Consider the following 22,590-nt stretch of genomic DNA (forward strand, 5'->3'; position numbering starts at 1 on the left):
AAGTTTTATGGTTTTTTATATTGATACCGAAAACCGGCAAAAAGTAACCCTAAGGTTTTGTATTTACTATGTGTTTGTTACAAAGTTATCTTAAATTCTCATTGCGATCGATAGCGTGGTACTTCCCTTATGCAAAGGTAAACATCAAGAGAAGATTGCCATCGATCATCTGTTCTGCCACACCCTGCGCCTCGCAATACACGAAATACCAGCTATAAAATAAATCAGCTAATTCTTTTAAAACAAAAAAGCCGGACTGGCGTCCGGCTTTGGTAAAATATATTCAAGTTTATAATTATCCGTTTGATAGGGCTGCAGCACCGCTCACGATCTCGGTAAGCTCGGTGGTAATGGCTGCCTGGCGGGCCTGGTTGTACGAAAGTTTTAAGGCTTTCAGCAAGTCGCCGGCATTGTCAGTTGCCTTGTCCATCGCGGTCATACGTGCGCCATGCTCAGATGCATTTGAATCTAATACGGCACGGTATAACTGAATTTTAATATTTTTAGGAATCAACTGCTCAACAATATCCTTTTGCGATGGCTCCAAAATATAATCAGTTTGATCGGCAGCTGTTTTAGTTGCATTAAGCTCGGCCTCGGCTTTAGGCACAGGCAATAATTGTTCGCTAACTAAAACTTGTACAGCAGCGTTGCGGAAGTGGTTATATACTAATTCAACACGATCGTATTTACCATCAACAAAACCTTGCATAATGGCCTCGGTAATTACCGATACGGTGGTGAAGTTTAAATCGCTGTATACTTCGTTGTTATCGCCAATTACATTAAAGTTGCGTTTCAGGTAGTAATCCTGAGCCTTACGGCCAATGGCTACTATTGATACGTTACCGGCTGCAAATTGCTCGCTGTATTTATCGGCTATAAGATTATTAGTGGTTTTAATGGCGTTGGCATTAAAAGCACCTGCCAAGCCACGGTTTGATGATACCACAACTACCAATACACGCACGGGCTCGCGCTCCTGCAAATAAGGTGATGCGCCATCTTCAATACTTGCCGATAGGTTTGCCAGCATTTCCTTTAGCTTGGTAGCATAAGGGCGCAATTGAACAATAGCATTGGTAGCTCTCTTCAGCTTGGCAGCCGAAACCATTTTCATGGCCTTGGTGATTTGCTGGGTTGAGTTTACCGACGCAATACGGTTTCTTACTTCTTTTAAATTAGCCATGCTTTGTGAGTAGAAAGTATCAAGTAAAAAGTAGTAAGACTTTATCCTGCTACTTTTTACTTTTTACTAAGTACTTTTTACTAAATATTAATATTTTGCTGTAAGTTCTTTAGCTACGGTTTCGAGTACGCTGGTTAAGCTATCATCAAATTTACCGGCTTTCAATGCTTTCAATACTTCAGGGTGACGCAGTTCCATCTGGCTTAAAAACTCCGACTCAAACTCACGTACTTTGTTTACAGGTACGTTACGCATTAAGCCTTTGGTTCCTAAGTAAATGATGGCAACTTGTTTTTCAACCGATACCGGCGAAAACTGGCCTTGCTTCAGGATCTCTACGTTACGGGCACCTTTATCTAACACGTTTTTGGTAGCTGCATCAAGATCCGAACCGAATTTAGAGAAAGCCTCTAACTCGCGGTACTGAGCCTGATCAAGCTTTAAAGTACCGGCAACTTTCTTCATTGATTTGATTTGCGCGTTACCACCCACACGTGATACCGAAATACCTACGTTAATAGCCGGACGAACACCTGCGTTAAACAAGTTCGACTCTAAAAATATCTGACCATCGGTAATTGAGATTACGTTGGTTGGGATATAAGCAGATACGTCGCCAGCCTGGGTTTCAATAATTGGAAGAGCGGTTAATGAACCACCACCTTTTACTAAGTGTTTGATCGACTCAGGTAAGTCGTTCATGTCTTTAGCGATCTCGTCGTTAGCGTTAATTTTAGCGGCACGCTCTAATAAACGGCTGTGCAGGTAAAACACGTCACCAGGGTAAGCCTCACGGCCCGGTGGACGACGAAGTAACAAAGATACCTCACGGTAAGCCACAGCTTGTTTAGAAAGATCATCATAAACGATCAAAGCCGGACGACCAGTATCACGGAAGTACTCACCAATGGCAGCACCTGCAAACGGCGCAAAGAACTGCATTGGAGCAGGCTCGGCAGCGCTGGCAGCAACTACGATTGAGTATGGCATAGCACCGTTCTCTTCAAGTGTGCGAACAATGTTAGCTACGGTAGATGCTTTCTGACCGCAGGCAACGTATATACAAATTACAGGTTCGCCTGCAGCATAAAATTCTTTTTGGTTGATGATGGTATCGATACAAACCGCAGTTTTACCGATCTGACGGTCACCAATAACCAACTCACGCTGGCCACGACCGATAGGAATCATCGCATCGATAGCTTTGATACCAGTTTGTAACGGCTCGTTAACCGGCTGACGGTAAATTACACCAGGAGCTTTACGCTCTAAAGGCATATCGTAAGTTTCGCCGGCAATTGGTCCTTTACCATCAATTGGCTCGCCCAGTGTGTTAACCACACGGCCTAACATACCTTCACCTACTTGAATAGAGGCAATTTTGCTGGTACGTTTAATAGTATCACCTTCTTTAACACCTTCCGAAGAACCCAGCAATACCACACCTACGTTGTCTTCTTCAAGGTTAAGTACTATACCTTGTAAGCCGTTATCAAATTCAACCAGCTCACCGTATTGTACTTTTGTTAAGCCATAAACACGGGCAATACCGTCACCTACCTGAAGTACGGTACCCACTTCTTCTAATTCAGATTCTGACTTAAAGCCCGACAATTGCTCACGCAGGATGGCCGATACTTCGTCTGGTCTTACCTCTACCATTTTGTAATTTTATTTAGTATTAGTGTGTTTTTAATATTAAATCACCTTTTGGGCGAAATCTTTCTTCAATTTTTGCAGGCTGCTCGCTACTGATGTATCAATCTGGCGGTCGCCCACGGTTAATACAAAGCCGCCAATTAATGCTGCATCAACTTTTTCTTGCAATACAACCTCGCCACCGCTCAGGCTTTTAACCTCGCTAATGATTTGATTACGGTTAGCTTCAGACAATGGAGTTGCCGAAACCACAGTAGCTTTAACAATGTTCTTTTTGATGTTGTACTGGTTAATAAACTCCTGGGCGGTTGGATATAATAACTCCGCACGGCTTTTAGTTACCATTATTTTGAAAAAGGCATCAGTTGATGGAGCTACTTTTCCGGTAAAGATACCTTGCAATACCTTCAATTTTTTATCGTGCGAAATAATAGGATTACGCAAAACAGCCTGTAACTGGGTATTAGCTTTTAATGTTTGCACAAAAAAAGTCATATCCTGCTTAGTGGCTTCCAAAGTATCTTTCTCCAAAGCCAAATCAATTAATGATTTAGCGTAACGGGATGCAACTGTTAATTCAGACATATTGTTGAGTGGTGAATGGTTGAATGGTGAGTGGTTGAAAAGTTAATTACCTAACTACTCACCATTCACTACTCACTAACTTATTTAATCTTTACTTCCTTTAATAAATCGGCAACCAACTCATCTTGTGCGTTTTGGTTGGCAAACTCTTTGCGTAAAACTTTCTCGGCTATCTCTAATGATAAAGTAGCTACCTGGTTTTTCACATCAGCCATAGCAATAGCTTTAAGGCTGTTAATTTCAAGTTTTGCTTTTTCTATCATTTTAGCACCTTCAACATTAGCTGAGTTCTTAGCTTCAGCTACGATCTGATCTTTCAGATGTTTAGCTTCGCGTAAAATCAAATCGCGTTCGGCACGTGCTTCCTTCAATAATTGCTCGTTTTCGTTAGTTAAACGGGCCATTTCTTCTTTAGCAGCTTCGGCTTTCAGTAAAGCATCCTCAATTGAACGCTCACGCTCGCCAATAGCAGTCATGATAGGTTTCCAGGCAAATTTACCCAGCAGGATAAGCAGGATGATGAACGCTAACGCAGCCCATACCACAAATCCTAAATGATCATTTAATAAACCTTCAAATAATTGTTCCATTTATATGAATATTGTTAGATAAACCAACACTGTATTTAACTTACTAAGCCTTATTAAGCCCTCTCCTCCGGGGAGGGTTTGGGAGGGGTTAGAGGCTGTTTAAAAACCTTACCTGCCGCCAACCGCTGCAAGTAAGGTTTTTGATTTTGTGAGTTAGGTAATATTATTTACCTAACAATGCAACTACCACACCGAACAGTGCAACACCTTCGATAAGTGCAGCAGCGATGATCATTGCAGTTTGAATTTTAGAAGAAGCTTCAGGCTGACGAGCAATACCTTCCATTGCTTTACCACCTACCTGACCGATACCGATACCAGCACCGATAACCGCTAAACCTGCACCTAATGCAGCAATACTTCCAGTCATGTTTGTTTAATTTAAAGTTAAATATAGTGTATAATTATTTACGAAACTATTAATGGTGATGCTCCTCAACAGCTGTACCGATAAACAAAGCGGTAAGCATGGTAAAGATGAACGCCTGTAGAAATGCAACCAGTAATTCCAATACGTCCATAAATAATACGAACACAATAGAAACCGGGGCAATAAAGAAACTCTTAAAGATGAATATCAACGATATTAAGCTCAATACGATGATGTGACCTGCCGAGATGTTAGCGTACAAACGAATCATTAACGCAAACGGCTTAGAGATAACACCTATTAACTCTACCGGAATCATGATCGGGTACAACCAAACCGGTACAGGTGGCATAAAAATGTGTTTCCAGTAGTACTTGTTAGCGCTAAAGTTTACCACCAACAATACAATGAACGACATTACAAACGTAAACAGGATATTACCGGTAACGTTGGTTCCACCCGGAATAATTGGAATTAAACCCAATATATTGTTGATCCATATAAAGAAGAATATAGTTAACAAAACAGGCATATAACGCTCGTAACGGTAACCAATATTAGGACGCGCAATTTCATCGCGCACAAACATGATAACCGGCTCGATAAATGACTGCAAACCTTTAGGGGCTTTACCCACACGTTTTTTGTAGGAAGCAGCAATGCTAAAGAAGATAATAAACAGGATCAAACCCGCTATCCACATAGCCAATACGTTTTTAGTAACCGAAAAATCATAAATATGGCTCGATGCTTCTTTATCAACTTCGCCGGCAGCATTTACCACACGAATCTTATCTTCAATAAGCTTATAAGTATAGTACTGCCCCTGGTAAGCCTCATGCCCGTGATGGAAATTGGCGCCTGAAAAAAACTCCGTACCCTTATCGGTAAACAAAATTATTGGCAAAGGGATAGATACATCACCAATCACATGCCAATAGTGCGAATCGGCAATGTGTTCAAGAATTGCAGTGGTAGGATTAAAGGCCTCCTTTTCTGCATTTGCAGCCTCAGCAGGGTGTTCTTCGTGTTGTATAGCAAAACTTTTACACGTGGTTAGTGTAAGAAAGACACCTAAAATAAGGCTGAGGAATAATTTTTTTGAGTTCAAAATGTGCCTAAAATCCATTAATTGTGAGATTTTTACTTTTTATTTTGGACGCGCAAGTTACTCAACAAACTGTATATTTCAAAGGCCGTATAAAATAAATATAGATAAAAATAGTTGAGCACAAACGCGATGTCGTTTACCTTGTATTTATGCATGTAAACAAGGGCTATTGTCATGCATAAAATAAGTTTGAGTGTGGTGGCTCCTAAAAATATTTGTCCGCCCAAAGTATCATTTTGCCGCTGGCCCCAAATTACGCCCAAACAAATCAAAAACGTTAACGACGAGAAGAACTGGAAAACGAGCCAGAAACCCGGAATAAGCAAACTGCCTTTACCTGCATAATCTAATATGGCGGGAGGTAAGGCAATAATTAAAGTACAAATGCCAAAGGCAACAAAAAACCTTTTCAATCTTTAAGGGATTTAATAACCAGGTATAATGATATAAATACACCTATTAATGATAGGATGGCGGTTACCCACATGGTAGCATGAGCAGCCCTTGTATCTAACTCGTAACCAATAAAAGTAAACACACCTATAATAACAACCATCTGAAAGGCTATGCCTGTATATTTAATATAGTTGTTAACCGGTTTACTCATACTTATAGTTTATATTATATAGTGTATTATGAATTGCTGCAAATTTATGAAACGCGTTGCAGAGTATTTAGTAAATTAGCCTGGCTTTTTACAACCTATGTACATTTAACTTGAAGCGCACTTTAAAAAACATACGTCCTTTTCATTTGGTGATGCTTTTGCTATTGGCCGGTTGCTCGCTCGAAAAAGAGAGTGCGGTAAACCGGGGGCTGCAAAATCTTACTGCACGCTACAATATTTTATTTAACGCCAATGAGCTTTTAACAATAAAACAGGAAAGCTACGCCACTGCTTTTATTGACGATTACGACCGTGTATTAAACGTATACCAGGATACCGCTTCAACCCGGGCCACGGGCGATAAGGAACTGGACGAAGTAGTGGTAAAAGCCAACAAAATCATCAGCATTAAAGAACAAAGCAATTATATTGATGATGCCTACCTCCTGCTGGCAAAAGCTGCCCATTTGCGGGGCGATTATTTTAACTCGGTTGAGTATTGCGGTTACATAACCCGTTCATTCAGGCAAAACGTTAAAATTGTGCAGCAGGCCCGTGCCTGGCAAATACGCTCGTTGCTATACCTTAACCAACTACAACAGGCCAAAGTGCTTTTAGATACCGCCATTATCAACCTTACTGATAAGCAAAAAACCGAGGCTGGCATGATTTACGCCGCAGGTATGCAGTTGTATATCGACGCTCAAAACTACCCCGATGCTATTGATATGGGCAAAAGAGCTATTCCGCTGGCCACTGGTTCGCAGCAGCGTTTGCGCTGGATATTTATACTGGCGCAACTGCAGGAGCTCACCAAACAACCGGCCGATGCTTACGACAACTATACCCGAGTTGTAAAAAGTAATGCGCCGTTTGTAATGGCTTTTAACGCCGAAATTAACCGCATACGCATAGAGGATATTCAAAACGGCCGTAATATAAGCCGTGCCGACCGCCTGAAGAGTTTACTCCGCAACGAGAACAACTTGGAGTTTAAAGACCAGATATATTATCAGCTGGGCGAATTAGCCATCATTAACAATCAAACTGATGAGGCTGTAAAGAATTACGAACTGTCTGTTAAGAACAGTCTCCGTAATCAAAATCAAAAGGGTTTGAGTTACCTGCGCCTGGCCGACATCAGCTTTAAAAACAAAAGCGATTATGTAACCGCCCGTAAGTATTACGATAGCACTTTGATTAGCTTATCGCCCAATTACCCGGGTTACCAAACCATAAAAACCAAGGCCGATAACCTGCAACTGATCGCTGATAAGCTACATATCATAGCGCGTGAAGATACCCTGCAAGCCTTGGCAAAGTTAGATACCGCTACCCGCAGTAGGCGCATCGAAGAAATGGCTAAACGCGATGAGGAACAAAAATCTCTTACTGCAGCAAGCAACGCCTCTGCCTCAGCAAATACAATTAACCCGGCTAATAATCTTACCAGTGTTGACAATAGCAAAACGCCAACCACCAACGGCGCCGACCCAAGCGGATTTTATTTTGATAACACCGGGGCTATAAGCCAGGGCTTTACTGATTTTAAGCGTAAATGGGGAAACCGCCGTTTGGAAGATAACTGGCGGCGAAGCGTGCGTAACAACAGCGACATTACCACCAATACTGCTAATTCATCACAAACGGTTAACCCTGGAGTGGTTCTTCCAAACATGCAGAAGAGTACGGAAGACGTGGCATCAAACAACGCCAAGCAGGATTTATTGCAAAGTATACCGGTTACACCCGAGCAGATCGAAAAATCAAACCAGCGTATATATAATGCCTATGTTGATTTAGCAGTTTTTTACCGCGATGTGCTGAATGATAAACCAGAGGCAATTGCTACTTTTGAACAGCTGCTGAAACGTTTCCCGAAAGATGAAAACCTGGCGGCCAATTATTACAACCTTTACCGTTTGTATGCCGATGTAAACCCATCGCGCTCCGAGGAGTATAAAACCCTTATTTTAAATCAGTATCCTAACAGCACTTTTGCCAGGGTAATTACCGATCCTGATTTTGCCCGCCGTTTGGATGATAAAGATGCCGAGCTGAACGCTTTTTATAACCAGATATACGATTTATACGTTCAGCGCCAGTACCCGCGGGTAATTACCCGTTCAGACGAATTATTGCGCCAATACCCTGATAATCGTATTTCTCCGCAAATAGCCTATTTACGTGCATTAGCCTCAGGCCACCAGGAAAAGGTGACGCCTTTCCGCAGCGAATTAGTGCAAATAAACACCCGCTATCCTAATGATGCCCTAATTACACCGCTGGTAAGGCAACACCTTATATATATAGATGCTAACCAGGCCGAGATGGCAACCCGCCGCTTTGCCGTTATTGACAGCGACCCGAATGCTCCTGTATTTATTCCAGAGCCCGTGGTTCAGCCTAAATTACAACAACCTGTAATTGCAGCCGCCAAACCACCTGTTAACAAACCGGAGCCTAAGCCTGCGGTTAAAGAACCTGTTGTTGCAAAAACACCGCCGGTAGAAAAAACTGTTGCGCCTGCCCCTACTGTTACAGCCCCGGTAATACCACCACCTGCCCCATCAATTTTTAATAACCGCGATAGCACAAATTACTATTTTACCATTAATGTGAGTAGTGGTACAACCAACCTATCGTCTTCGAGGTTTGGGTTTGGGCAGTTTAACCGCACAATTTACCGTGGAAACGGTGTAAAACACCAGCTAAAACCGGTGGGTGCCGATAACCAGCTTATTTATATAGGCGTGTTTAACAGTAAAGATGCAGCCAAAGAATACGCCAGGCAAATTGTACCCTTGTTACCACAGATCATGAAGGTTCCGGCAGATAAATACAGCTTTTTTATCATCACTCAAGAAAATCTGGATAAATTAGCCGACCGAAAAACTTTGGATAGCTATATTGATTACTATCAAAAAAACTTTTAACCGATGTTTGTAAAACTTACTCAACACGAAATAAAACGTTATAACTGGATGATATGGAAAGCAGCCATTGCCTTCCTGTTATTTATTACGCTAATTTTTACGCTTACAGCCTTTGGCGTGTTCGGCAGTCTGCCGTCGTTCCGCGATCTGGAAAACCCGAAAAGCAACCAGGCATCTGAGATCATCTCCTCTGATAAAAAAATATTAGGTAAGTATTTTGTGCAAAACCGGTCGAGCGTTACCTATAATCAAATATCGCCCAATGTAATTAACGCGCTTGTTGCTACCGAGGATAATCGCTTCCTGAAGCATTCGGGTATTGATTTTGGCCGTACGTTTACCATTATTTTGTATAACCTTATTGGTAAAAAACAAGGTGGCAGTACTATTACGCAACAATTAGCGCTTAACTTGTTTTCGGAGCGTTCGCACGACTTTACTACACGCATACGCCAAAAACTACAGGAATGGGTAATTGCAGTTCGTTTGGAGCGTAACTATACCAAAGAAGAGATTTTGACCATGTACTTAAACACGGTTGATTTTGGGGCTTACAATACCTTTGGCATAAGTTCGGCCGCAGCTACTTACTTTAATACTACTCCTGATAAACTTACCCCCGATCAGGCAGCGCTGTTAATTGGTATGATAAACGGACCGGGGCTTTACTCCCCCATTCGTCACCCCGATAACGCCATTAGCCGCCGTAACTTTGTTTTACGCCGCATGGCCGAAGAGGATTATTTGAGTGAAGGCCAGGCCGCAGAGTTTAAAGCAAAACCGCTGGGCTTAAACTTTCACCCTACCGATCATAATGAGGGTTTAGCTACCTATTTTCGTTCGGTATTGAAAAAGGATGTGCAGAAGATTTTAAATGCACAAGACCTGCATAAATCAGATGGTACGCCTTATGATCTTGACCGTGATGGTTTAAGAATTTATACCACCATTAACTTCACCATGCAGCAATACGCCGAAGATGCTCAGCGTGAGTATATGAAGCAATTGCAAACCCAGTTTAACCAACACTGGCGCGGCCGTAGCTTATGGAAAGGCATCCCCGATTTTAAAATGCTGTTAGACCAGGGCATGAAACGCTCGGACCGTTACCGCTCGTTAACACAACAAGGAAAATCCGAAGAAGAAATACGTGCCGATTTTAATACGCCTGCCCCCATGAACCTGTTTACCTGGCATGGCAATATTGATACCACAATGAAACCTATCGACTCGATAGTGTACTGCAAGATGTTGCTCCGCAATGCCATGATGAGCATGGACCCAAGTACTGGTTACGTTAAGGCATGGGTTGGCGGTATTAACTACGAGCATTTTAAGTACGATCAGGTAAAAATGGGTACCCGCCAGGTGGGTTCAACCGCTAAGCCGTTTACTTATGCGGTGGCTATTGAGCAGGCAGCGTTTTCGCCATGTATGCAAATTAATAACGTGCCCGATACTATTTATGGTTACGGTAAGCCCTGGTGCCCACGGTCTGATCCGGGGGAAACTGTGCCCGGCATGATTACTTTACGTAAGGCACTCGCCCGTTCGCAAAACTGGGTTACCGCCCATGTTATGAAAGAGGTTGGTCCCGAACCGGTAATGCAACTTATTAAAAAAATGGGTGTAACATCAGACGTGCCACCTTACCCTACCATTTGTTTGGGCACATTTGATGCATCAGTTTATGATATGACCGGTGCTTACAGTGCCTTTGCAAATGAAGGTTTGTGGACCGAGCCTACTTACCTGGTACGTATTGAAGATAAAAACGGCAACCTGCTTTACGAACATAAGCCCCGTGTATCACAAGCCATGAACCCGCAGGCTGCCTATGTAATGACGTACATGCTTAAAGGTGTGGTTGACGAAGGTACCGGCTGGCGTTTGCGCAGCAAATACGGCTTACGCAACCCTATTGGTGGTAAAACAGGTACCACACAAAACAATTCCGACGGTTGGTTTATTGGCGTAACCCCGCAACTGGTTACCGGCGTTTGGACCGGTTGCGAAGACCGGGCTATCCACTTCCGCAGTATTAACTTGGGCGAGGGAGCTAACAGTGCCTTACCCATTTTTGCGCTGTATATGAAAAGAGTGTATGCCGATCAATCGTTAGGCATTAAACAAAACATAGACTTTGCCCAGCCTAAAGGCGGCGTGGGTATCACGCTTGATTGCAATGCTTATAACCAGCAGCAACAAGGCACCGCCGAGGTAGATAATAAGCTGGGGTTTTAAAACAGAGTCAAGAGCCAGGAACCAAGAGCCAAGACACTTGTAAACTAAATACCGCTGATTAGTGAATTGATTTACTAATCAGCGGTATTTTACATTGTAAGGTACACTGAGCATATATCAGATATTCAAACAAAACCGTTCTATTCATTATTAATCATTCAACAACAAGTTTAACGCCCCTTTAGGGGTTGGGGGCTTTTATGTTCGACTATCGAGAAGCATTAAAAAAAATACCACATAAACCGGGCGTATACCAATACTGGGACAGCGAAAACCAATTGATATACATTGGTAAAGCTAAAGACCTGCGCAACAGGGTATCATCATACTTTGTAAAAGACCAGCAGCTTAATGCCAAAACACGCGTATTAATATCTAAAATACGCAATATCACTTTTACCATTGTTGATACCGAGGTTGATGCCTGGCTGCTTGAAAACAGCCTCATTAAAAAGCACAAGCCCAAGTATAATATCGACCTTAAGGATGATAAAACCTACCCGTGGATCGTTATTAAAAAGGAGAATTATCCACGTATATACTGGACACGCAACATCATCCGCGATGGTTCTAAATATCTGGGGCCATACCCTTCTGTAAGCATGATGCACACCATTTTAGGAGTGATACGCGAAACTTATCCCTTGCGTACGTGCAGCCTGGCTTTAACGCCGCAAAACATTAATGCAGGCAAGTTTAAAGTATGTTTAGAGTACCAGTTGGGTAATTGTAAGGGTCCTTGCCAAAACTATCAAAGCGAGGAAGATTACGATAACAGCATCGAAGAAATTCAGGATATATTGAACGGCAAAATTGGCAATGTAGTGCGCACGCTTAAAGCCGATATGGATACAGCTGCCATGAACATGGATTTTGAACAGGCGCACCGGCTTAAACGTAAATATGATCTGCTGGTAAACTACCAGCATAAATCAACCGTAGTAAATTCATCCATCACCGATGTTGATGTGTTTAGCATTGCCAGCGATGAAAAGTACGCCTTTGTAAACTACCTCAAGGTAATGAACGGCACCATCATTCAAACCCAAACGCTCGAAATGAAAAAGCGGCTGGATGAAAGCGATGAAGAACTGTTGACCATTGCCATATCTGAGTTCAGGGTAAGGTACGACAGTAAATCAAAAGAAATTATTGTTCCGTTTGATATTGAGCTTGACGACGAAAAAATAAAATTCACGGTACCTAAACTGGGAGAAAAGAAAAAGCTGCTTGATCTGTCGCAAAAGAACGTTCACTTCTTTAGGCGCGATAAGATGGAGCAGTACGAAAAACTAAACCCTGATGTACGTACCGACCGCCTGTTGACGCAAATGATGAAAGATTTGCGCTTAAACCAATTGCCCCGCCATATTGAGTGTTTTGACAACTCTAACTTTCAGGGCAAGCACCCGGTATCGGCCATTGTGGTTTTTAAGGATGCAAGGCCTTCTAAAAAGGATTATCGTTTCTTCAATGTAAAAACGGTAGAAGGCCCTAATGACTTTGCTACCATGGAAGAAGCCGTTCACCGCCGCTATCGTCGCATGCTGGATGAAGGCACGGAGTTACCTCAACTTATTGTTATTGACGGGGGTAAGGGACAATTATCGGCGGCACTGAAAAGCCTGAAATTGCTGGGTATCGAAAAAAAGGTAACCGTAATAGGTATTGCCAAGCGCCTGGAAGAGCTCTTTTACCCCGGTGACCAATACCCAATGTATCTCGATAAAAAGTCGGAAACCCTTAAGATCATTCAGCAGTTGCGCGATGAGGCACACCGCTTTGGTATTACCGCCCACCGCAAAAAACGCGATAAGAGCACTTTAGCCACCGAACTGGAACTCGTACCTGGCGTGGGTCGCCTATCGGCCGAAAAGTTGTTAAAATACTTTAAATCGGTAAAGAAGATACGAGAAGCAACAGTAGAAGAATTGCAGGAAGTGGTTAATCTGAAACAGGCTCAGGCGGTGAGGAGTTATTTTGACCCACAGCAGGCTGAAGGGGGAGAAGTTAATGTAGATAGTGGAGCTTCCGAAGATTAAAATTAAATAACTCGTCATTGCGAGGAACGAAGCAATCTCTGAACTATGCATGGCCGCTTGTCCTTCGCAGAGATTGCTTCGTTCCTCGCAATGACGGAATGTAAACCATTACGCACTCAAAACAAAGGCCCGATTGATTGCTCAACCGGGCCTTGTATTTTATCCTCTGTTTTGGGAAGGCTTAGTATTGCCACAACCCTAACTCCCAATCCATAAGAGATTTTTTAACTTTTTCTGATTCGTAAAGTTTATCAATACCCTGAGCATAATCTTTAATACGTTCATCTTTTTGGTTCGATACCTTTACGATCACGCTGGCAAATAAGCGCTTCATGAATACATCATCAAAGCTTAAACCAGTAGCATCGTTATTACGGCTGATAGCTTCTTTAGTAGCCAACACCTGGCGGGCTTCAGGAAAATAGATCCAGAAAGCCGGCTGAAAATCGGTTTCAATACCAGCGGCTTTAAGCTTAATTAATGGTGCTATACCAATAATACGAGGCTCAAATACCGAACGCTGACGATCAAATACCCAATCTTCTTTTATGCGGAAACGTATCACGCTATCGGCATTAAAATCCCCTGCCTGTAAGCTCGAACCTATTTTGTTACCATCCTTGTCAAACTTGTCAACCACGGTACTATCTGCCATTTTACCTTTGGCCTTGCCTGGGGTTAATGGCACTGCAAAAGCATCGCCGTTAGGGTCGTCTTTGCTTGGATTGGCATCGTAAGCGGTAAGTTCGCCGGCCTCTACCGCTTCCATCAACACATCAATTAAGCGTGCTTTAGGCGACGACAGGTACTGGTTCATCTTCTCGCGCAAATCGATCTCGCGCCAGATGCGCTTTGCATATACAACGTCAGCTTCGCGGATGTTGGCGTATGGAGAAACACGTGCACTTAAAATGTTGGCTTTTTTATAAAAGCCATCCATCGGGCGTTCAAAAGCTTTGGCCTTTTTACCGGTATCAACTACCGGCTGCGCATTAAACGTAGTATTAGCCGTCTGCGGGGCGGTAGTTACCGCCTTTTTAGTAGTTGTACGCTTACGTGCAGTACCTCGCTTTTGAGCAAAAGTGCTCAAACATATTAAACTCAACAGCCCCACCACAAAAATCTTACGTCTCATATGTTGTATAAATCTTAATTTGCCGATATAATAATATCATCCAAACCACGCTGTGAACCATCAGGACCTGTAGCAATAACGTTAGTGAAAATAACTTTACTACCAGGTACTAAAGTAGCCATTGCAGCGCGCATTTGAGCAGACAGTTGGCTACCTGAAGTTTGCATCAGAATAGGATCTTGTCTTGGTTTAATGATTACCAGGTTAAAACGTTGGATGCTGAAAGAAGCATCAAATTCAAAATCCTCCAATTTAGCAAACACCCTGTCTTGGGCCTTTAAGTTTGCTGATGAAGTTTGACCGCCGCTTTTGCCACCAAACATAACCTTTGGATCGGGTATACGTTTTACACGGAATTTTGTTGCACCCAAAACCTGGGTTTTTCCGGGAGATGCCTCACCAGATACAGTTACATTAACTGTGCCCGGCGAAGATACCTTAGCAGTAAATGAACCATTTGAACCACTTACCGAACCACCGCTGATGCTTACGCGCAGTTTTTCTTTAGGAATACCTGGCGCCGATACTGATAACGGGTTAGGTACACCTATATAAAGCACGTTCATTTTCTCGGCAGCTACAGTAGCAGATGGACGAGCCACCTGGTACTTTTGCTCAGGAGTTTTGTACTCTTTGATAGTACCATCGTTTTGACGAACGCGTACTGTACCAACCCAAGAGCGCATACCCTCGCCGCTGGTGCCTACGGTGTATTGGCCACGGCCATCAACAACCTGTAATTTTGAACCGTTAACGCTGATATCTGGACTTGACTTTGAATCAGATGCGGTCAAGAATACTTCAGCTTTGAAAGGCTGACCTGCAATAATGTAGCTGCTTGGTGCTACGGCAACAGCCGCAAACTTATCCAAGTTAACTACAGCCTGGTCTACTTCACCTAAAATCTTCTTTACAACTTCCGACTCGGCGTTTTTCAAATCTGATTGAACTTTTATCAACGAGGTCATGGCAGCACCCATCGGGATACCATCACCAAAATAAGCGCGCTCCCAGGTTAACTGTGGTTTGCCTTTTTTAGGTTTCGGGGCATCGGTTGCTAACGGAAGCTTAATACCTACACGCTCTTTATCAGTTAATAAAGCCATTAACTTTTCGCGTGTCTCGTCAATCTTTTTGTGTAATTCTTCGCCTTTTTTACCGTTGATCATAATTTCCGAAGAAAGATCAAGGTTATCGCGTTTTTTATAGTCGGCAATATTTTCGTCAATGCCGCCGGCTTTTTCGGCAAGTTCGGTTTTAATACCTTCAACGTAGGTATTTAAATCGTTGGCAATTGCGCTGGCTTGCTTAGCCTTATCATATACCGGTTTTGCACGATCGGGTTGCTCTTTAAGCTTGGTTTTCTCAAATGCATCAAAAGTATTATCAATACCTGCTTGTACGTTTGATTTTGATGAAGTTAAACTGTCGCTAATGTTTTTAAAGGCATCTAACAGGTTGTCGGGCACGTTAAGCGCCACCAACCCTAATAATACCAAGTACAGGATGCCTATCATTCGCTGCCTTGGGGTTTCCTTACCTCCAGCCATGTGGTTTGATCTTAATTAATAGTGAGAAATGAGGTTAATTAATTAAGCACGTGGTTGGTTCATTGCGGTAAGCATGTTACCATAAATATTGTTTAATGAGCCTAAGTTTTTAGCTAAACGACCAACTTCTTCTTTAAACGATTTAGAATCTTCTAACGACTCGTTAAAGTTATTCATGGTTAATGAAAGGTTCTGGTAGAACTTGTTCATTGATTTTAAGTGAGCACTTGAGTCTTGTAATTCTAACTCGTACACTGCATTTAAAGCCGATAAGTTTTTAGCTAAGCTGTTTACCTGCTCATGGTATGCTTTAGAGTCAACGCTTGTTGAAGCTAATTCGGTTAAGCTTTCAGATGCTTTAGAGAAAGCAGAGCTCAGGTTATCATATCCAGCACTTGCAGTTTTAAGTTTTTGAGCAAACTCGGTAGTTGCAGCACCAGCGTCAGCTACTTTTGAAATAGTTGCTACTTTGTCGCCAAAGGTTCTTAAGCCATCGCCTAAATTACCGATCAGTTCAGGGTTAATTTTGGCATCAGCCAGCATTTTGTCTAACGCTGCAGTATGACCAGTGCTTACCTGGGCAGGAGCAGCTCTTCTAACAGGTTCGCCAGTGTAATCGTCAGCTAACTCAGGGTATGCTTTAGTCCAGTCAACTTCGGTAGCTTCTGGTTGTAAACCTAACAATAAGAATAGAGCAGCCTCGGTTAATAAACCAACGGTAATAAAAATTTCAGCGTAAGCCCAGTGCTGAATTTTAAATAATAAACCAACGATAACAACACTTGCACCGATCGATACAATGTTACCAATACCAAATTTGGATTTTTTCTTGCCAGCCATAATTAATTGTGTTTTGTAGTTTTTAGATGTATTTGTTTTATTTAGAGTGTTTGAATATGGAGAAAAAATTAACGTTTGTCGCGGAAATCGCGCCCTACGAAATGTGATACCAGGCGAAAACCGATGTATGATTTAGCAGTATCCTGAAATTCGTAGCTGCGGGTAGCGTTTTGTAAAAAGTAACCAATATCTTTCCATGAGCCGCCGCGTACTACTTTGCGTTTCAGCACTTCAGGGTCGGTAGCTTTGGCCTCGTAATTAAACGTAGGCGACATATCATGTACAAATGTAGTTGCCGATTCATCAAAGGCTGATTGCGTCCACTCGGCTACGTTGCCTGCCATGTTGTATAAACCGTAATCATTAGGAAAATAAGAGCGAACATTTACAGTATAAGCGCCGCCGTCATCGGTATAGTTACCGCGGCCGGGCTTAAAGTTAGCCAGTAAGCAGCCTTTTGCGTTTTTAATGTAAGGACCGCCCCAAGGGTAATCGGTACCAATACGGCCACCGCGTGATGCGTATTCAAACTCAGCCTCAGTAGGTAAGCTGTAAGGCAAACGGTGAGCCTGTTTCATTTTATCTTTATAAGCATCATTATAACGTGACCTCCAGATACTAAAGGCACGTGCCTGGCGCCAGGTAACACCTACAACCGGGTAATTTTGGTAAGCCGGATGAGAAAAATAGCCCTCAACCATTGGCTCGTTGGCAGCGTATGAAAAATCGTTTAACCAAACCAGTGTATCGGGATAAACCGGAACGGTATCACGTAAAATAAAGTCGGAACGTTTTTTGGTTTTATCGAAACGTTGCTCAGATGCACTGCGCAACACCATCATGGCATAATTATATTTTAACAAACGAACGTCAACCTCATTACGATCAAACACGCGGTCGTCGCCCTGATAGTACATACCATCAAGCTTACCGGCATTTTGGTTTTGACCTTTTTTACTTCCGCTGCGCCAAACCGGGTTCTTACTTACGTAATCCCAATTAATGTATTTACGGTCGGTTGTGGCCGTGCCTTTAGGCTTAACGTAGTATTTATCGTCGTTAAGATAATTGCTGATGGCGATAGAATCGCGCACCCAATTTACAAATTGCTTGTATTGGCTGTTGGTAGTTTCGGTTTGGTCCATAAAAAATGGCGAAACGGTAACCTGCTTGGTTTGAGAAATTTGCGCAAAGGTTACATCCTGATCGGTTTGCCCCATTAAGAAAGATCCGCCCGGAATATAAACCATACCTGCCGGTAATTCGGCCCTGAACGGACGCTGACGTACGCCAAGTACTTCTCCCCTATCGTTTAAATTACAACTGCCCAGTATCCCACCCAATAACAATAATAAAAGAAAGTACCTTGTCTTCATGCTTACTGTTTAATAACCTAAATGTTCTTTTTCGTGTGTTTAATTATAAGTAGAAGCTTTGGGTGTTTCTTTTACCTTCAACAACTATCAAATACAAGTTTTTGAAAATTGTTTGGGTACAAATAAACACTTTTAAATAATATCTGCCTAAAAATATTAAATAAGCATCATATTATCAAAGCTTACACCACTTATACGGGAAAAACACCCTCAAGGTTACGGTATTTTACAGCAAAAAGTGAAATTACTTGTTGGCTTGCTTTACGTATTGTTCAATGGCCATAGTCATTGATGGTGCACCAGGCGTTGGTGCCGGGATATCTAAAATAAGACCTGCATCTAATACAGCTTTGTGGGTTGTAGCGCCAAAGGCAGCAATACGGGTATTGTTTTGTTTAAAATCAGGAAAGTTTTGGTATAGTGACAGGATGCTTGAGGGGCTGAAGAATGCGATTACATCATAGAACACTTCGGCCAAATCACTCAAATCGCTGCATACAGTACGGAAGAGTACTGCCGGGGTAAAGTTGTAACCGTTTTCGGTCAAAAACTTTTGAGTTTCTTCGGCAGCCACATCAGAGCATGGGTAAAGAAATTTTTCGCCCGAGTGTTTTTTAAGCACCTCGGCCAAATCGGCCGCGGTTTGTTTGCCAAAAAATATTTTGCGCTTACGGTACTGAATATACTTTTGAAGATAGAGGGCAATGGTTTCTGAAAGGCAGAAATATTTCATATCAACCGGCACCTCAAATCGCATCTCTTCGCAAATACGGAAAAAATGATCGGCCGAGTTGCGGCTGGTAAAAATCACGGCTGTAAAGTCGGCCAGGTTAATTCTTTCTTTACGAAAATCTTTAGCCGGTACGCCCTCAACATGGATAAAAGACCTGAAATCAATTTTCAGATTAAGCTTCTTAGCCAGTTCAGCATATGGATTTTTGTCATTCTCAGGTTTGGGTAAGGTAACCAATATACTCTTAACCTTTTTCTTTCTGTCTTCCAATTTAATCTAATGTTAACTACCTAAGTTCTAATTATTCAGTGCCTTAATCAATATTAGAATTGGGCAAATTTCGAGGGCACAAAGATACGTAAATAAATAAAACTTATGAAATCTAATATTCGAAATAATTATAACGCTGCTGCGCAGGTATTGCCAAACAAATATTACCACTACCAAAACCAGTGCACCGCCCAATACATAAGGTATATAAGGCGCGGCCAATAAGCTAAAGCATAAACTTAAAGGCAAAAAAACAAACGTAATATTAAAATAAGTTAAATATAATATGGATATATATTCATCAACCAATCTGCCGGTTTTAAATACAAAACCCAAAAATCTTAATATAAACAGCTTTACTGCAAACAAAACCAAAATCAGCAGTGCAAACGATACAAATAGCTGAATACCGCTTATACTATAGAATACTTCGTAATATTGAGTTAATTGGTAAACAAATAAACCAAAAGTAAAACCAAATAATATAAACAATCCAACAAATGCCCATGAGTTAAGCAAGCTTTCTTCGCGGCTTATTTGGTTAAGTATGCGGGTATTGTAAAAAGATTGCACCACACTTTTTATATCCTTACTCATAGCGCGGTTAAGTATGGCGGTATACACCAATAGCGCAACAATAATTACAATGATCCATTGGTCGCGCATGTGCCGGGTACTACCCTCACGTAGCAGGCTCCTGGTTTTGCCAAGCTGGTGCAAAAAGCCATACTCAGTATATATATGTTTTTTTAAAACCGTATCGTAATACTGGTTATGCCTTAGCGGGTTGGGGTTAGTAATATATATCTTAGACAATGAGTCGCCTACAAATCGCTCGCGTGCAATCAGGGCGTTAGCTACCGAATCGAGCAGGCCTGCTGCGGCAGGCTTAGGCTGATAATAGCGCGGTTGTGGAATACTGTCGGGCTGGGCGTACTGTTCCAGCGTATCTGTTTGGGCAGAAGCATTGAAGCACGTAATGGCTAAGAAAACAAAATATAAAGTTATGATACGCAGCACCGGCACAAAGATACAAAAAACCGTATGCTGTTAATCTCTCATTTTAACTATCGCATTATTGTTAGTGCATATACCGGTAACTGCGTTTCCAAAATTTATACCATTGCTTGTTTTGCGGATAATGGCGGTGTGGTGTAGCATTATTACAAACAATTGCCACCAGCAGCAAAATAGTTACCCCCGATAGCACCGGGCTTAGCACATAAAAATATCCCAAAGCCTGTATTTTGGCCGACCCAATATTGGCAATAAGCGCAGTGGCGCCACCCGGCGGATGCAGCGTTTTGGTAATTTGCATCAACACAATGGCCAGCGATACCGATAAGGCCGATGTAAACCAAACCTCGCCCGGCACAAACGTATGTATAGTTACACCGGTTAAAGCACAAATAACATGCCCTCCAACCAAGTTGCGGGGCTGGGCTAACGGACTATTAATAATACCAAAAATAAGTACGGATGATGCCCCGAACGAGCCTATGAGAAACAGGTTATCATACAGCGTAAAATACCTGCTATTTAAAAAACCAATTAGCCCAATACCTATGAAGGAGCCGAGAAACGTCCAAAAGTGCTCTTTAAAATCAACTAAGGTTTCTTTGTAGAATATGTAACGCGCTCTGCGTGCATGAAGTTTAATATGTTTACGCATAGGCCTATTCCGGAGGATGATGCAATTTAATCGTTGTTGCAAATTTAATATAAGTTAAATCAACAATATACCGAATACATCAAAAACCATGATCTACACCATACTTTCGCTATATATTACCATTATCAGTTAATCGAATAGCTCAAATAATCACAAATTCATATCATATCCTTTTGATGACTGCGGAGCTTCGTATCTTTGCCGCTTATGGCCGGTATAGAATTAATAACTGTAAAACAATTAGTTACATTCAAAAAGTAACAAATAAGTAACGCTCCGATAGAAATTCATCTTTTAAACAGTTTGCTTTTTACGATTTTGCCTTCCTTTTTTGCACGATAATAAAGTGCTATTCCAATAAGCAATAAAAAAGATGCTGTAAAAATTGAACCCTCAATTCCAACTGCACCACCTGTTAATAGTTCAGGACCATTAAATTTTGATTGAATGATACTGCCCATATCATTTAACCCTGTAAGATTTGAGCCATAAAAAGGCTGAGAAAAATTCCAGCCTAAATGGAAAAAAAAAGGCAACCATATTCTTTTAGTATAAATAAACATCATCGCCATAGTAAACCCCCAAATTAAATAAAAAAAAAGGCCAAATAGGTTGGAATTAGGATTAAAAACATGCTGAAGCTCCACTAACATTCCAATAATAAGGGTTAGATTAGTCCCTAACCAATTTTCACAGATTCTTATTATTAACCCTCTATGAAATAAGTCTTCAACTAAGGCCGCAAACATTAATACCGTAAAAAATTTTATGGAGTAGTGAGTTGTTGTAATACTAATAGCCTGATAATACCCTAATAAGTATAAAATGAAAATAGATAATGAAATTGTAAAAAAACCAAAGAAAAACCCTCCAAACATTTCTTTGGGTAAATATTTTATGGATAGTTCTGTTATTTTTCTTTTATCATACAAACGGAATAAATAGTAATAAGCGGCTAATAAAACAATAAAATCAATACAGTGGATAATTGGGTCCGCAATACTTTTATCTTGAATAATGCTATAAAAAAATGGTTTTAATACAAAGTTTTGAATTAATACAAATAGAGAAAAACAGACGACAATTCCAACGATAATTTTTGTTAACGGAAAATGCAGCACTCTTTTAATAGTTACATTCATTATTTAAAGTTTTCGCAAAAAAAAGTATTTAATAACTTTACAGCAAGTACGTACAATAAAGTAGGCTACATACTAAAAACATAGCAAAGTTGATTATCAATGGTTTAAGTTTTTTATAAAAATGAAAAAAAATATTAAAAGGGCATATTGTGCTGTCGATTATGCTTTTCAGCGAATAGGTGGAAAGTATAAAGGTCGAATTTTATGGGTACTAAGAGAAGGTTGTCTCAGGTATGGAGAGTTAAACAGAGCTGTGGTTGGGATAACTCCAAAAATGCTAACCCAAACATTAAAAGAATTAGAATCAGATGGGCTAATTGTCAGAAAAGTTTATTTAGAAGTTCCACCAAAAGTTGAATATTCACTTACCGATACAGGAATGGAATTAATTCCTTTTATCAGTCAAATGAGAAGTTGGGGAGAAAAACAAATGTCAGCAAATTGAAACTTACAATTCGTAGGGTATTGCGAAAAGAATACAGATACTCAGAATTATAAATTAACAAGTGATTAAAATAACTGCCCTTAACAAGCATAGT

At 41.4% G+C, this 22,590-nt stretch carries 20 protein-coding genes; 4 read left to right on the forward strand and 16 right to left on the reverse strand.

Annotated features, from left to right (window positions below; translation table 11 throughout):
* Window positions 1–295 precede the first annotated feature (295 nt).
* From atpG to QE417_RS09400, 8 genes are all read right to left on the reverse strand, one after another.
* The gene (atpG, locus tag QE417_RS09365; protein WP_311949497.1) at window positions 296–1,189 is read right to left on the reverse strand and encodes an ATP synthase F1 subunit gamma; all 894 of its coding nucleotides are present in this window, start codon (window positions 1,187–1,189) and stop codon (window positions 296–298) included.
* A gap of 87 nt (window positions 1,190–1,276) precedes the next feature.
* Complete coding sequence (atpA, locus tag QE417_RS09370) at window positions 1,277–2,851, reverse strand: F0F1 ATP synthase subunit alpha (protein ID WP_311949498.1); 1,575 nt, start codon at window positions 2,849–2,851, stop codon at window positions 1,277–1,279.
* Window positions 2,852–2,887: 36 nt separating this feature from the next.
* Complete coding sequence (gene atpH, locus QE417_RS09375) at window positions 2,888–3,433, reverse strand: ATP synthase F1 subunit delta (protein WP_311949499.1); 546 nt, start codon at window positions 3,431–3,433, stop codon at window positions 2,888–2,890.
* Window positions 3,434–3,513: 80 nt separating this feature from the next.
* Window positions 3,514–4,023: a F0F1 ATP synthase subunit B gene (gene atpF / locus QE417_RS09380; protein WP_311949500.1), complete on the reverse strand. Its 510-nt coding sequence runs from the start codon at window positions 4,021–4,023 to the stop codon at window positions 3,514–3,516.
* A 163-nt stretch (window positions 4,024–4,186) separates the two neighbouring features.
* Complete coding sequence (atpE, locus tag QE417_RS09385) at window positions 4,187–4,393, reverse strand: ATP synthase F0 subunit C (RefSeq protein WP_157540113.1); 207 nt, start codon at window positions 4,391–4,393, stop codon at window positions 4,187–4,189.
* Window positions 4,394–4,442: 49 nt separating this feature from the next.
* Entirely contained in the window at window positions 4,443–5,504 is a 1,062-nt protein-coding gene (atpB, locus tag QE417_RS09390) for a F0F1 ATP synthase subunit A (protein ID WP_311949502.1), read from the reverse strand.
* A gap of 32 nt (window positions 5,505–5,536) precedes the next feature.
* The gene (locus tag QE417_RS09395; RefSeq protein ID WP_311949503.1) at window positions 5,537–5,917 is read right to left on the reverse strand and encodes a hypothetical protein; all 381 of its coding nucleotides are present in this window, start codon (window positions 5,915–5,917) and stop codon (window positions 5,537–5,539) included.
* Window positions 5,914–6,111, reverse strand: coding sequence for an AtpZ/AtpI family protein (locus tag QE417_RS09400; protein ID WP_311949504.1), 198 nt, complete (start codon window positions 6,109–6,111; stop codon window positions 5,914–5,916). The genes QE417_RS09395 and QE417_RS09400 overlap by 4 nt, the downstream gene beginning before the upstream one ends.
* Before the next feature lie 110 nt (window positions 6,112–6,221).
* Here QE417_RS09400 and porW point away from each other — a divergent pair, with 110 nt between their 5' ends.
* The 3 genes from porW (at window position 6,222) to uvrC (ending at window position 13,333) form a co-directional block, all read left to right on the forward strand.
* On the forward strand, window positions 6,222–9,047 hold the full coding sequence (porW, locus tag QE417_RS09405) for a type IX secretion system periplasmic lipoprotein PorW/SprE (protein ID WP_311949505.1): 2,826 nt from the start codon (window positions 6,222–6,224) through the stop codon (window positions 9,045–9,047).
* A gap of 3 nt (window positions 9,048–9,050) precedes the next feature.
* Window positions 9,051–11,291: a penicillin-binding protein 1A gene (locus QE417_RS09410; protein ID WP_311949506.1), complete on the forward strand. Its 2,241-nt coding sequence runs from the start codon at window positions 9,051–9,053 to the stop codon at window positions 11,289–11,291.
* 200 nt (window positions 11,292–11,491) lie between these two features.
* Window positions 11,492–13,333 (forward strand): excinuclease ABC subunit UvrC, encoded by a 1,842-nt coding sequence (gene uvrC, locus QE417_RS09415; RefSeq protein WP_311949508.1) that lies wholly within the window; start codon window positions 11,492–11,494, stop codon window positions 13,331–13,333.
* Between the two features lie 181 nt (window positions 13,334–13,514).
* On the opposite strand, the gene porN is transcribed toward uvrC, so the two are convergent.
* The 8 genes from porN to QE417_RS09455 all read right to left on the reverse strand — a co-directional run bounded on the left by porN (window position 13,515) and on the right by QE417_RS09455 (window position 22,051).
* Complete coding sequence (gene porN / locus QE417_RS09420; protein ID WP_311949509.1) at window positions 13,515–14,468, reverse strand: type IX secretion system ring protein PorN/GldN; 954 nt, start codon at window positions 14,466–14,468, stop codon at window positions 13,515–13,517.
* Window positions 14,469–14,482: 14 nt separating this feature from the next.
* On the reverse strand, window positions 14,483–16,018 hold the full coding sequence (gene porM, locus QE417_RS09425) for a type IX secretion system motor protein PorM/GldM (protein WP_311949510.1): 1,536 nt from the start codon (window positions 16,016–16,018) through the stop codon (window positions 14,483–14,485).
* Window positions 16,019–16,060: 42 nt separating this feature from the next.
* On the reverse strand, window positions 16,061–16,858 hold the full coding sequence (porL, locus tag QE417_RS09430; RefSeq protein WP_311949511.1) for a type IX secretion system motor protein PorL/GldL: 798 nt from the start codon (window positions 16,856–16,858) through the stop codon (window positions 16,061–16,063).
* Window positions 16,859–16,926: 68 nt separating this feature from the next.
* Window positions 16,927–18,234, reverse strand: a complete 1,308-nt coding sequence (gene porK / locus QE417_RS09435; RefSeq protein ID WP_311949512.1) for a type IX secretion system lipoprotein PorK/GldK — start codon at window positions 18,232–18,234, stop codon at window positions 16,927–16,929.
* Window positions 18,235–18,478: 244 nt separating this feature from the next.
* On the reverse strand, window positions 18,479–19,243 hold the full coding sequence (locus QE417_RS09440) for a uroporphyrinogen-III synthase (RefSeq protein ID WP_311954635.1): 765 nt from the start codon (window positions 19,241–19,243) through the stop codon (window positions 18,479–18,481).
* Between the two features lie 21 nt (window positions 19,244–19,264).
* Window positions 19,265–20,257 (reverse strand): DUF4271 domain-containing protein, encoded by a 993-nt coding sequence (locus QE417_RS09445; RefSeq protein WP_311949513.1) that lies wholly within the window; start codon window positions 20,255–20,257, stop codon window positions 19,265–19,267.
* Window positions 20,258–20,318: 61 nt separating this feature from the next.
* Window positions 20,319–20,909, reverse strand: a complete 591-nt coding sequence (locus QE417_RS09450) for an HPP family protein (protein WP_311949514.1) — start codon at window positions 20,907–20,909, stop codon at window positions 20,319–20,321.
* A gap of 287 nt (window positions 20,910–21,196) precedes the next feature.
* Complete coding sequence (locus QE417_RS09455) at window positions 21,197–22,051, reverse strand: CPBP family intramembrane glutamic endopeptidase (RefSeq protein ID WP_311949515.1); 855 nt, start codon at window positions 22,049–22,051, stop codon at window positions 21,197–21,199.
* A gap of 121 nt (window positions 22,052–22,172) precedes the next feature.
* Here QE417_RS09455 and QE417_RS09460 point away from each other — a divergent pair, with 121 nt between their 5' ends.
* Window positions 22,173–22,496 carry a winged helix-turn-helix transcriptional regulator gene (locus tag QE417_RS09460; protein WP_311949516.1) on the forward strand — a complete coding sequence of 108 codons (324 nt, stop codon included), beginning with the start codon at window positions 22,173–22,175 and terminating at the stop codon, window positions 22,494–22,496.
* The last annotated feature ends 94 nt before the right edge of the window (window positions 22,497–22,590 follow it).

The sequence above is a fragment of the Mucilaginibacter terrae genome, assembly GCF_031951985.1.
In the GTDB taxonomy this organism is placed as follows: domain Bacteria; phylum Bacteroidota; class Bacteroidia; order Sphingobacteriales; family Sphingobacteriaceae; genus Mucilaginibacter; species Mucilaginibacter terrae_A.